Below are 12,185 nucleotides of genomic sequence, written 5' to 3'. Positions count from 1 at the left end.
GCGCGCTGTGCGGATCGCGACAGGTAGCATCAGATGTAAGCGGTACGGTTCAGCACATGGGCGAGGGCGCCCACCGGGAAGTTGCTGGGTGCGGCGAAGTCGCTGCCCTGGTAGCCGAAGATCTTGCCGTCGGTCCTGCCCGCTTGCAGGTCGATCAGCACCAGGCCCAGGGTCGGCACGATCTTTTCGCGCCAGACGAACAGGTACAGCCGTTCGGCGAGCTTGTAGTAATGGCAGCGGTCGGTGTCCGCCAGGCCCTGCTCGACGCCCTTGAGGCACTGCCAGCTGTAGAAGTTGCGGTTCAGGTAGACGTGCTCGTAGGCCTCGGTGGCGCTGTAGACGTACTGGTTGCGCAGGCCGACCAGCTCTTCGGTCAGCGCGTGTTGCGGGCTGCTGGCGGTCAGTGGCGTGTCGATGCTGCCGTGGATGAACTGGGCCTGGACGCTGGTCAGCTCGCGGCCGGACAGGGCGCGGCTGAACAGATCGACCCGGGTCTCGGCCTGGCTCGGCATCTGCCCGATCACTGCGGTGAAGATGTTCCGGCCCAGGTCGAGGATCAGGCTTACCGAGTGGACCTGGTGGTTCTCCGACTTGAGAAAGTCCACCAGATAAATGCCGGAACGTATTGAAGTGGCTCGATAAGTTGTCTCGCCACTGGCTTGGTTTTCAGTGTCCTGCCAATGCAGCGAGCGTGAGCCGAAAAGGTGTTCGATGCGCCAGCCATTGGCGAAATGCAGGGTCAGGCTGCGGCCGTTGAGGTCATCCAGGCTGGGCAGGATATGGTTATCGGCGGCAAAGCCTTCGGCCAGGGCGCCAACGGTAATCCATTCGGGTTGCAGGTTCATGAGGGCGGACCTTGTCGATGAAGGAGAACCTCATGTTCACCGCGCAAGCCGTTGTTGCCCATCAACCGAATGGTTGAGGCACAGCGGTTTTTTACAGGAACAGCGCGCTCACCAGTTCGGTGCGGTTGTTCACCCCGACCTTGCGGAACAGGTTGATCAGGTGGGTCTTGACCGTCGGCAGGCCCAGCGCCAACTGCTGGGCGATGGTCTTGTTGCAGGCGCCGTCGCGCAGCAGTAAGGCGATCTGCCGCTCCCGGGGCGTAAGGGCCTTCAGGCGTTCGTCGTGGCGCGAATAGGGCGCCTGGGCGGCGATTTCCAACAGGCCTTGCAGCGCCTGCAGGGTGTTCAGCTCGTCTGGCCGGAACGGGCCCAGGCTGGCATCGCGCAGCAGGGACAGGCCGGCGATCGGGCTGCCGCCGGCATTGCGCGCGAGGATCTCCACCACATCCAGCACCCCATGGCGTTGCAGGAAACCCTGGTAGACCTCGGTTTCGTGCCGCCCCTGCTGGGCCATGCCCATGTGCAGCGACAGCACCGGGCGGCCCGCCGCCACGCAGTTGCGCGGCCGCAGCGGGTCGTAGTGCCGGTAGCGTTGCAGGTAGGCCTCATGCATCTGCGGGCTCATGTGGTACAGCGAAAAATGCTCGGCCTGTAGCTGCGCGTCGATGCGGTAGAAGGCGCACAGAGTCGCCGGCACCACCCGGGTAAAGGCGCTGATGCAGCACTGGCCAAGCTGTTGGGCATCCGGCAGGTCGGTTGGCGTATGCATGGGACGACTCCCTCTTCATGAACGGCCGGTAAAGAGGGCCGTAACCCTCTGATGCCACGGTATTTCAGACAGATCGCGAGCCCAGGTTTTGCGGCAACTGCGTTGCCGATCGCAGCCTCGCGGGCTCGGCAGCGGCTACACGGGCACCGCATTCCTTGTAGCCGTTGCCGCAGGCTGCGAAAAGCCCCGCAGGGGCTTCCCGCGATCATGCAGACCGCGCTGATATCGGCTCCAGCGCGGTCCGGGTTTCAAGGCTGCGGCGTCAGGCTCAACGGGCCTGGGTGAAACCCAGCTCCAGGGCAGCGACTATGGCGTCGATCTGCGGCGGCTGGATCACCAGCGGCGGCGACAGGATGATCTTGGTCCCCACCGGACGCACCATCACCCCGTTGTCGCGGGCGATCTGCGCCACCTGATTGGCATAACCGCCCATGGGGTCGATCGGCTCGCGGGTGCTCTTGTCGGCGACCAGGTCGAGGGCAATCATCAGGCCCTTGCCGCGTACTTCACCGACACTGTCGAAGCGTTCGGCGAACGGCAGCAGCTTGTTCAGCATGTAGTCGCCCATCTTCGCGGCGTTGGCTGGCAAGTCTTCCTTGACCACGATGTCGAGGCTGGCCAGGGCCGCCGCGCAGGCCACCGGGTGCCCGGAGTAGGTGTAGCCGTGCATGATCGCGCCAGTGAAGTTGGCGTTTTTGCTGAACGCCGACTCGATCCGTTCGTTGACCACCGTGGCGCCCAGCGGGATGTAGCCGGAGGTGATGCCCTTGGCCAGGCACATGATGTCGGGCTTCACGCCCCACAGACGGCTGCCGAACATCGAGCCGCTGCGGCCGAAGCCGGTCACTACTTCGTCGGCGATCAGCAGCACGCCGTACTTGTCGCAGACCTCGCGGATCAGCGGCCAGTAGTTGGCCGGCGGCACTATCACGCCGCCAGCGCCCTGGATCGGCTCGGCGATAAAGGCCGCGACGGTGTCGGGGCTCTGGAACTGGATTTCCCGCTCGAGCAGGTCGGCGCAGATCTTGCCGAGCTCTTCCGGGTCCTGGCTGTAGGGGTTGCGGTACAGCCACGGGGTATCGACGTGGAAACAGCCAGGCAGCAGGGGCTCGTAGTTGCGCCGGAATACCGTGTTGCCGTTGACCGAAGCACCGCCGAAGTGGGTGCCGTGGTAGCCCTGGCGCAGCGAGATGAACTTGGTGCGGTCGGCCTGGCCTTCGAGTTTCCAGTACTGGCGAGCCAGTTTCAGCGCGGTTTCGATGGCATCCGAGCCGCCGGAGCTGAAGGCCACGCGGCGCATGCCCTCGGGCTCCAGCAGGTTCATCACCACCCGCGACAGCTCTTCGGCGCGCGGATGGCTGACGCCGTCGAACAGCTGGAAGTATTCCAGTTCGTCCAGCTGGGCGGTGATCGCCGCCTTCACTTCCTTGCGGTTGTGGCCGACGTTGACGTTCCACAACCCGGCGACGCCATCCACCAGCTGGTGGCCCTGGTCGTCGTACACGTAGCAGCCATCGCCACGGACAATGCGGATCGGCTCGCGTTGTTGCATTTCGTTGGGGTGCAGCATGGGATGCCAGAAACGGCTTGGTTCGCTCACGTTGAATCTCCTGAAAACGCACAGACAGCGTGGGACATAGTAGTGCGCCCTTTGCCGGATGCCTGCTTGCCTCTGTGTGCCAGGTTCTTGATCGCCACTGCCATCGACCCGGCGTCCCGCGCATTGCGGATCTGCCTGGAAGAATGCGCTCGCAGGCTTGGCGACGGCTACGCCGCCGATCGCAGGCTGCGTCAGCGGCTACCGGGCACGCGGTGTTTTTGTAGCCGCTGCCGCAGCCTGCGATCGGCCACGAAGTGATCGTCCTCCAGGCACCGCGGTTTCTCAGGCATTGCGCGTTGGCCGGTTTTGCGTCTGCTTCGCAGCCGAGCGCAGGCTTCGCCAGCGGCTACAAAAAAACGCGCCGGCCGCGTTGCGGTGTTCCCTGGCAGCCAGTGGCAAGTTTCGCGGCAGCCAGGATCAAGACGCTGGCCGGCATTGGTCTCAGAGTTCGATCCATGAGGCCAACTAGCGAGGATTGCCCATGAGTATTGCCATCGACCCACGTGTCGCCGCCTTTATCGACAGCCAGCACGGCCTGTTGATCGACGGGCGCAGCCAGCCGGCCTTGTCCGGCGCGCAGATGCCGGTGTTCAACCCGGCCACCGGCGAAGAACTGACCCGCGTCGCCGCCGGCGCCGACGCCGATATCGACCTGGCGGTGGCCGCCGCGCGACGGGCTTTCGAGGGGCCATGGGCGGCGCAGCGCCCGGCGGATCGCGAGCGCCTGCTGCTGAAGCTTGCGGACCTCTTGGAAGCCCATGGCGAAGAGCTGGCGCAGCTGGAAACCCTCAACAACGGCCAGTCGATCCACCTGGCCCGGGCCCTGGAAGTCGGCGCCGCCGCCGAGTTCACCCGCTACATGGCAGGCTGGGCGACCAAGATCGAAGGCAAGAGCCTGGACCTGTCCATCGCCGCCGTTCCGGGCGCGCGGTACCGCGCCTATACGGTGCCGGAGCCGGTGGGCGTGGTCGGTGCCATCGTGCCGTGGAATTTCCCTTTGTTGATGGCCATCTGGAAAATCGTCCCGGCCCTGGCCTGCGGCTGCACCGTGGTGCTCAAGCCCGCCGATGAAACCCCGCTGACCGCCTTGCGCCTGGGCCAGTTGTGCCTGGACGCCGGGATCGCCCCGGGGGTGGTCAACGTGGTCACCGGCAGCGGCGCCCAGGCCGGCGCGGCGCTGGCCGCACACAAAGGCATCGACAAGCTGGCCTTCACCGGCTCGACCCAGATCGGCAAGGTCATCGGCCATGCCGCGGTGGACAACATGACCCGGTTTTCCCTGGAACTGGGCGGCAAGTCGCCGGTGATCGTGCTCGATGACTGCGACCCGCAGGCCGCGGCCGCCGGTGCCGCCGGGGCGATCTTCTTCAACCAGGGCCAGGTCTGTACCGCCGGTTCGCGGCTGTATATCCAGCGGGCGATCTTCGACCAGGTGCTGGAGCGTTTGTCGGCCATCGCCGGCTCCCTGAGCATCGGCCCCGGGCTGGACGAACAGGCGCAGATCAACCCGCTGATTTCCGCCAAGCAGCAGAAGCGCGTGCTGGACATGATTGGCCAGGGCGTGGCCGACGGCGCCCGGGTGCTGTGCGGCGGGGTCGCCTATGGCGAGCAGGGCTTCTACGTACGCCCGACGGTATTGGCCGACGTGCACGCGGGCATGCAGGTGGTGCGCGAGGAAATCTTCGGCCCGGTGGTGGTGGCCACGCCTTTCGACGAGATCGACGAGGTGGTGGCGCTGGCCAACGACAATCAGTACGGGCTGGGGGCGAGCATCTGGTCCAACGACCTGGCGAAGGTCATGGACCTGATCCCGCGGATCAAGGCCGGCACGGTCTGGGTCAACACCCACAATATGCTCGACCCGTCGATGCCGTTTGGCGGCTACAAGCAATCGGGCATCGGCCGCGAGATGGGCCACGCGGCGATCGAGGCGTATACCGAGAACAAGTCGGTGTGCATCGCGTTCTGATCCCGTAGCCGCTGCCGCAGGCTGCGATCGCGCCCGCAGGGTGCGCAAGATCTCAAGATCGCCGAAGGCCTTCGGCCTTATCGCAGCCTGCGGCAGCGGCTACAGTCGGACACAACCGGCCAGGCTGCGCAGACAGCCAGGTAAAACACGCCCGTCCGGCGTGCCCTTGAAATGCCTAGAACAACATCACCCATGCTTTCGAGGTCCAGCACCATGTCTTTCAACGACAGACTCACCCGCCACCTGAACCAGGGCGTGGTCGGCTTTCCCACGGCCCTGGCCAGCGCCGTCGGCCTGATCATGGCCAGCCCGGTGATCCTCACCGCCACCACCGGCTTCGGCATCGGCGGCGGGGCGTTCGCCGCGGCCATGCTGATCGCCATGCTGATGATGCTCGCGCAATCGACGACCTTCGCCGAAGCGGCCTGCATGATCCCCACCACTGGCTCGGTGTACGACTACCTGGCCTGCGGCCTGGGACGCTTCTTCGCGATCACCGGGACCATCTCCGCCTACCTGATCGTGCATGTGTTCGCCGGCACGGCGGAAACCATCCTCAGCGGCGTCATGGCCCTGGTGAACTTCGAGTCCCTCAACACCCTGCTGGAACAGAGCGGCAGCGCCTGGCTGGTGGGTGTCGGGCTGGTGATCTTCTTCGGCCTGCTGAACGCCGTGGGCATCACCGCGTTCAGCCGCGCCGAGGTGATCCTGACCTTCGGCATGTGGACCACCCTGATCATCTTCGGCGTGGTCGGGGTGTTCAAGGCGCCGGCGGTGGAGCTCAGCGGCTGGTTCGGCGAGTCGATGGTCGGCACCGACCTGACCACCATCCTCTCGCTGGTGGGCATGGCCATGTTCATGTTCGTCGGGTGCGAGTTCGTCACCCCGCTGACGCCGGAGGTGCGCAAGGCGGCGAAAACCATTCCCCGGGCCATGGCCCTGGGCCTGGTGGGGGTAGCCACCTGCATGTTCATCTATGGCGCGGCGATGAAGCGCCAGGTGGCGAACATCGCGCTGAACGAAGACGGCAGCGCGCACCTGCTGGACACGCCCATGGCCATCCCGCAGTTCGCCGAGCAGGTGATGGGGCCCTACGGGAGGATCTGGCTGGGCGTCGGCCTGCTGTTCGCCGGGGCGGCGACCATCAACACGCTGATGGCCGGATTGCCGCGCATTCTCTACGGCATGGCGCTGGACGGCGCGCTGCCCAAGGCCTTCACCTACCTGCACCCACGCTTCAAGACACCGCTGCTGTGCATCGCCGTGGCGGTATTGATCCCGTGCCTGCACGCCTGGTGGCTGGGCGGCAGCACCGACAACATCATGCACCTGGTGCTGGCCGCGGTCTGTGCCTGGAGCACCGCCTACCTGCTGGTGACCCTGGCGGTGGTGGTGCTGCGCATCCGTCGCCCGGACCTGCCGCGGGCCTACAAGTCGCCCTGGTTCCCGCTGCCGCAGATCGTCTCGTCCATCGGCATCCTCCTGGGCATGTGGTTCATCACGCCGCCGGGCATGAACCCGCGGGACATCTACGTGCCCTTTGGCAGCATGCTCGGCCTGACGGCGATTTATGCGCTGGTCTGGACGGTCTTCGTGCAGAAGGTCAACCCATTCCGCCCGGTGCCGGTGGAGGAGGTGCTGGAAAACGCCTTCAACCTGCAGTCCCCCACTGAAACCCAAGCGCAGACCCTGCCTGGAGCCAAGCCCGATGAGCAGTACAAGCTGGCGGCAAAACCTCTCTGAATTCTGGCGGCGGCCACCCTCGGGCTATCGCCCGGGGGTGACCCTGAACCAGTTGCGCCGCGACCTGCCGGGGCTCGACTGGGCGCCGCAGGCGCCCGGGCTGGTGCGCTTCACCTGGGCCGAGGAGGGTTTGGACTTCGAGGTCGAGGAGCTGCCACAGGCGCAGTTCCTGATGCACCTGGTGGTTTGCGAGTTTCGCCTGCGGGTTCCCGGTTCGCCGGGGCCGCAGGCACAGATCGACATTCGCCATACCGGCGCGATCCGCCGCCAGGGCGTCGCCGCCGGCCTGAAGCAGGGCGCGCAGGATGAGTGGGCGGGGCTGTTGCAGCAGTTGCACAGCGACCCGCAGCTGCTGGCGGCGTTGCTGCCGCTGGACTTCAAGCGCCTGCAATTGCAGCGCGACGAGCAGGGCTGGCGGGTGCGCCTGGAGCCTTTCGGCGCCAGCGAGGTGGTCAACCGGCTGCCCGGCTTCCGCCGTTATATCCGCCTGAGCGCCGAGCAACGCGGCGCCTTGCTGGCAACGTTCAAGCGCCTGGATTCACTGCTGCGCGATCACTGAACTATTCCCACCCGCGCTGGCACAACCCGTGCTTAGGCTATAACGGACTATCCATTGCGCCGCGCTTCCTTGCCCGGCAAATAGATAACATGTTAATGATATCGCCATAACAACAAAGGCGGTCTCAGCCGGCTTCTGGAGGTGCACAGTGCTTGCTTCGCAAAGTTTCGGTTCCTGGATCGGCGCATTACAGGGGGTTTGCGGTCGCTTCGACGCCCGCCAGGCGTTGAACTCGGCGTTGTTCATCGGCGAAGTCGGCTTGCGCGACTACGCCGGCCTCGAGGTGGCGCAGATCCGCACCAATGCCGGACTGATCTCGCGCAAAGGCACCAGCGTCGATCATGAAGACGACCGGCACTGTTTCCTGATCATGCAGCGCAGCGGCCATGCCCAGATCAGTCAGGGCGGCGAGCGCATCGAACTGGCACCGGGGGAAATGGCCTTGCTGGACTCCGCCGGGGCCTGCGAAATCGTCCCTCACGGGCTGATCGAACATGCCTCCCTGCACTTGTCCCGCGACGAGGTGTATCGCCATCTGCCGGCGCAGCAGCGCAAGTTCGGCAAGCTCTCGCAGCAGTGCGCCAGTGGCCGCTTGATGCGCCTGCTGGTGGAACAGATCTGCGGCGAGCCGTTGCCAGGTTGCGCCGACCCGCAGGAAGGCCAGGCGTTGCAGGAAGCGCTGATCGCCTTGCTCGGCCCGACCCTGCGCCAGACGCCCAGCGCCCATCTCGACGGCTACGACAGCCAGCACGGCGGTTGCCTGCGCAGCCAGGCCCGGCAGTTGATCAACCAATCCCTCACCGAGCCCAACCTGACCCCGGTGTCACTGGCCAGCCAGATGAATATCTCGGTGCGCCAGCTGTACCGGCTGTTCGAAGAGCAGGGCGACAGCGTCTGCCGTTTCATCCAGCGCGCGCGCCTCGAGCGCAGCGCGGCGGACCTGAGCAACCCGCGCCTGCGTCACGCGTCGATCACCGACATTGCCTTCAAGTGGGGGTTCACCGACTCGGCGCACTTCAGCCGCACCTTCAAGAAGCATTTCGAGCAGTCGCCGCGGGATTACCGCGCCCGTTCGCTGAACGTTTAGGCGCGAGCTTGCTCGCGATGGCGCGGTGCCGGCACCGCGCGGCGCAAGGACCGGGTTCAAGGGTTTTCCAGGTCGTGCCCCAGGGACTGGATAAACAGCGAGAACAGCTCCGGCTGTGAGGAGATATCCAGCTTGGCGTAGAGATGGCGCCGGTGCACCTTGATGGTGTCCGGCGAGATCTTCAGCCGCTCGGCCATGGCCTTGGAGGAGAACCCACGCAGGATCAGCCGGGCGATTTCCACTTCCCGATCCGACAGCACGCCGCAGCCGAAATGGCTCAGGGCATCGCGGATCTGGCTGGCCATTTCCTCCCCGGCGGGTGGCTGCGGGCGTTGGTGGCTTTGCTGCCAATGCTGCTGCATCAACGGCAGGACCCAGGCCGAGAAGGTGGTGAGCTGGCCGATCTCCTCGGCGCTGAACGGTCGCTGCATGCCCAGCGACAGGGACAGGGTGCCGGCCTCCGGGATCTGCAGGATGAACTGCAGTTCGTCCTCCAGCACGTTGTCGTGGAAGTAGCTGGAGAAATACTCGGTCTGGCGGAAATGGTCCGGCGCCACTTCCTCCAGGCGGTACAGGCCGTTGGGATAACCCTCGCGGCAGGCCTGGAAAAACGGGTCGAGCAGGTACAGGCCATTGAGGTAGGTGAGCATCGACGCCGGCTTGTCCGAGGGCTCGGCGTCGTATTCCTCGAGGGCGATGGGCAGGCCGTTGCGCGGGTAGAAGATCGCCAGGGCGTTATCGAACGGTAAGGCCTGGTGCAGCAACAGCACCAGTTGCTTCCAGAAGCGCTCGCCGCCGATCTGCGAGAGGGTGCGCCCGAGTCCGGCATGCATGCCGATTTCCCTGAACAGAGTGATCAAATAGGTGGCTCCGCGTCGATGCCGCTGTGGTCTGGCGGGTTGCTTGCTCGCCAGGTGGCAGCAAGGTTTCGGCGATTTGCCCGGTGACGTCAAGGGGGAGTACTCCAATAGGGGAATTGGCCCTGTACCCCCGGCTGCCTAAAGTGGCCTCCATCAAGTGCGCCCCAGAGCGCATCCGCCCGATGTTCTTCGTTTCTGCCTCAAACCAAAAATAACCACGAGGATAACGACATGAGCTCTCCCTGCGCGCCGCAAGGCGCCCTGAAACCCACGCTGAGCGTGTTCGATGTGGTGGCCATTACCGTGTCGGGCGTGACCCCGGCCAGTTCGGTCTTCGTCATCGCGCCGTTCGCCATTCACCAGGCCGGCAGCGGGGTGTTCCTGGCCTTTGTCATGGCGGGGCTGCTGGCGCTGATGTTCGCCTTCTGCTACGCCGAGCTGGGCCGCGCCCACAACAGCGCCGGCGGCGAGTATGTGTACGCCAAGCGGGTGTTCGGCGGCATGGCCGGGTACGCGACCTTTCTCACGGTGCTGGTGATGTTGCTGTTCATCCCGCCGGTGCTGGCCACCGGCGCGGCGACTTACCTGAACAATGCCCTGGGCACGCGCTTCGATTCGCAGACCGTGGCCCTGGTGATCGTGATCTGCAGCTATGCGCTGGGCATCCTCAACATCAAGCTGAATGCCTGGATCACCGGCACCTGTCTGCTGCTGGAAATTGCCGCGTTGCTGGTGATCGTGTTCCTGGGCTTTGGCAATGCCTCGCAGCCGGCGAGCATCCTGCTGCAACCGCAGATCGTCGAAAACGGCGTATTACACATGACGCCCTGGGCCCTGGTGATCGGCGCGGTAGGCATCGGCCTGTTTTCCTACAACGGTTACGGCCCGGCAGTACTGCTGGCCGAAGACATGAAATGCAAGGGGCAGGGCGTGCACAAGGCGGTGCTCTGGTCGCTGGTGCTGGTGGTGATCATCGAGCTGGTGCCGTTGACCGCGCTATTGATTGGCGCGCCGTCCCTCAGCGCCATGCTCGAAAGTCCCGACCCCATCGGCTACCTGCTCACCAGCCACGGCAACGAAACCCTGTCGCGGGTGGTCAGCGCCGGGATCTTCCTCTCGGTGTTCAACGCCATCGTCGCCATCGTGATCCAGATCGGCCGGGTGGTGTTCTCCAGCGGCCGCGATGCCTTGTGGACGCCGGGCATCAACCGCCTGTTCACCCGTATTCATCCGCGCTGGGACTCGCCGTGGCTGGCCACGCTGTTCCTGGCCATTCCCTCGGCGGTGCTCAGTTTCAGCTCGAACCTGGCCGACCTGACCTCGTTCAGCGTGCTGCTGATCATGCTGGTGTACCTGATCGTCGCTCTCAGCGCGCTGATGAGCCGGGTGCTGCTGCGCGACCGAGCCCACCCGTACCGCATGCCGCTGTGGCCGTTGCCGGCGCTGCTGGCGGTGATCGGCGCCGGGTATCTGTTGTTCAATCTGTTCCTGGACGCTTCGCTCAGGGACATCATGGTGATCGTCGGCCTGCTGGCGCTGTCGGTGATCCTGTATGGCACCAACGGCCGGTTCAGCCCGGCGTTCCAGAAACTCTGAGGAGAAGTCATGCGCGCACGTCAATTGGGGATCAGCCTGGGCCTGGGTACTCCCGGCCCCTTCAATGCCATCACCGACGTTCCGGGGGTACGGGTGGGCCACAGCACCCTCAGGACCACGGTCGACGGCAAGCAGGTACGTACCGGGGTGACCCTGATCCAGCCCCGCGAGGGCTTTGCCCGGCTGCAACCCTGTTTCGCCGGCTGCCATGTGCTCAACGGCAACGGCGATGCCACCGGCCTGGAGTGGATCCGCGAAGCGGGCCTGCTGACCACGCCGCTGGCCATCACCAACACCCACAGCGTCGGCGTGGTGCGCGACGCACTGATCGCCGAGGAGCACGCAAGCCTGGCGGACCCCGCGGAATACTGGTGCATGCCGGTGGTGATGGAGACCTATGACGGCCTGCTCAACGATATCTGGGGCCAGCATGTCGGCCCGCAGCAGGTCCGCGAGGCACTGGCCAATGCCGAGTCCGGACCGGTGCGCGAGGGCGCGGTGGGCGGCGGCACCGGCATGATCTGCCATGAGTTCAAGGGCGGGATCGGCACGGCTTCGCGCCAGGTGCCGGGGGAGCAGGGCGGCTACACGGTCGGCGCGCTGGTGCAGGCCAACCACGGCAAGCGCGAGGAGCTGCGGGTCGACGGCTACCCGGTGGGGCGACAACTGAGAGGCATCCCGTCGCCCTTCGCCCGGCGCGGTACGCCGGGCATGGGCTCGATCGTGGTGATCCTGGCCACCGACGCGCCTTTGTTGCCGCACCAGTGCCAACGCCTGGCGCAGCGCGCGTCGATCGGCATCGCCCGCACCGGCGGCGGTACCGAGGACTCCAGCGGCGATATCTTCCTGGCCTTCGCCACCGGCAACCGCGACCTGCCGCCTTGCGCCTATGGGCGCCAGGGCGTGCCCTTCAGTACCCCCCTGGCGATGCTCAACAACGATTACATCTCGGCCCTGTTCAGCGCCGCCGCCGAAGCGGTGGAGGAGGCCATCGTCAACGCCTTGCTGGCGGGCGAGCCGATGACCGCGGACAGTGGCGCGAGCGTTCCGGCGCTGACCGGGGAAACCCTGCTGCAAGCGATGAAACTAACCGGGTGGAACAAACTTGCATGAACTAAAAAACTGCGACGTAGTCGGCAAAACTATCTGTACTGTTA

Annotated in this window: 10 protein-coding genes; 6 read left to right on the top strand and 4 right to left on the bottom strand. The window is 65.3% G+C overall.

Annotation, left to right across the window (positions count from 1 at the left end):
* Positions 1–29: 29 nt before the first annotated feature.
* From AC3RCP_RS17215 to AC3RCP_RS17205, 3 genes are all read right to left on the bottom strand, one after another.
* Positions 30–845, bottom strand: coding sequence for a molybdenum cofactor biosynthesis F family protein (locus AC3RCP_RS17215; RefSeq protein ID WP_492571325.1), 816 nt, complete (start codon positions 843–845; stop codon positions 30–32).
* A gap of 91 nt (positions 846–936) precedes the next feature.
* Positions 937–1,614, bottom strand: coding sequence for a helix-turn-helix transcriptional regulator (locus tag AC3RCP_RS17210; protein WP_101338127.1), 678 nt, complete (start codon positions 1,612–1,614; stop codon positions 937–939).
* 268 nt (positions 1,615–1,882) lie between these two features.
* Positions 1,883–3,214, bottom strand: coding sequence for an aspartate aminotransferase family protein (locus AC3RCP_RS17205; protein WP_274303300.1), 1,332 nt, complete (start codon positions 3,212–3,214; stop codon positions 1,883–1,885).
* A 481-nt stretch (positions 3,215–3,695) separates the two neighbouring features.
* Between AC3RCP_RS17205 and AC3RCP_RS17200 the strand changes: the two genes are divergently transcribed.
* The 4 genes from AC3RCP_RS17200 to feaR all read left to right on the top strand — a co-directional run bounded on the left by AC3RCP_RS17200 (position 3,696) and on the right by feaR (position 8,572).
* Positions 3,696–5,183 carry an aldehyde dehydrogenase family protein gene (locus tag AC3RCP_RS17200; RefSeq protein ID WP_007923743.1) on the top strand — a complete coding sequence of 496 codons (1,488 nt, stop codon included), beginning with the start codon at positions 3,696–3,698 and terminating at the stop codon, positions 5,181–5,183.
* Positions 5,184–5,396: 213 nt separating this feature from the next.
* Positions 5,397–6,926: an APC family permease gene (locus AC3RCP_RS17195; protein ID WP_492571326.1), complete on the top strand. Its 1,530-nt coding sequence runs from the start codon at positions 5,397–5,399 to the stop codon at positions 6,924–6,926.
* 37 nt (positions 6,927–6,963) lie between these two features.
* Positions 6,964–7,485 carry a DUF3156 family protein gene (locus tag AC3RCP_RS17190; protein WP_492571371.1) on the top strand — a complete coding sequence of 174 codons (522 nt, stop codon included), beginning with the start codon at positions 6,964–6,966 and terminating at the stop codon, positions 7,483–7,485.
* 148 nt (positions 7,486–7,633) lie between these two features.
* Positions 7,634–8,572: a transcriptional regulator FeaR gene (gene feaR / locus AC3RCP_RS17185; protein WP_101338123.1), complete on the top strand. Its 939-nt coding sequence runs from the start codon at positions 7,634–7,636 to the stop codon at positions 8,570–8,572.
* A gap of 56 nt (positions 8,573–8,628) precedes the next feature.
* On the opposite strand, the gene AC3RCP_RS17180 is transcribed toward feaR, so the two are convergent.
* Positions 8,629–9,432, bottom strand: coding sequence for a helix-turn-helix transcriptional regulator (locus tag AC3RCP_RS17180; protein WP_009044077.1), 804 nt, complete (start codon positions 9,430–9,432; stop codon positions 8,629–8,631).
* A 231-nt stretch (positions 9,433–9,663) separates the two neighbouring features.
* On the opposite strand from AC3RCP_RS17180, the gene AC3RCP_RS17175 reads away from it, so the two are divergent.
* Positions 9,664–11,028, top strand: a complete 1,365-nt coding sequence (locus AC3RCP_RS17175) for an APC family permease (RefSeq protein ID WP_492571327.1) — start codon at positions 9,664–9,666, stop codon at positions 11,026–11,028.
* Between the two features lie 9 nt (positions 11,029–11,037).
* A complete protein-coding gene (locus tag AC3RCP_RS17170; protein WP_492571328.1) occupies positions 11,038–12,141 on the top strand; it encodes a DmpA family aminopeptidase in 1,104 nt (367 codons plus the stop codon).
* Positions 12,142–12,185: the final 44 nt, after the last annotated feature.

It is taken from the genome of Pseudomonas sp. GW822-FHT05A08 (assembly GCF_058800485.1).
This window is presented reverse-complemented; position numbering and strand designations above follow the sequence as displayed.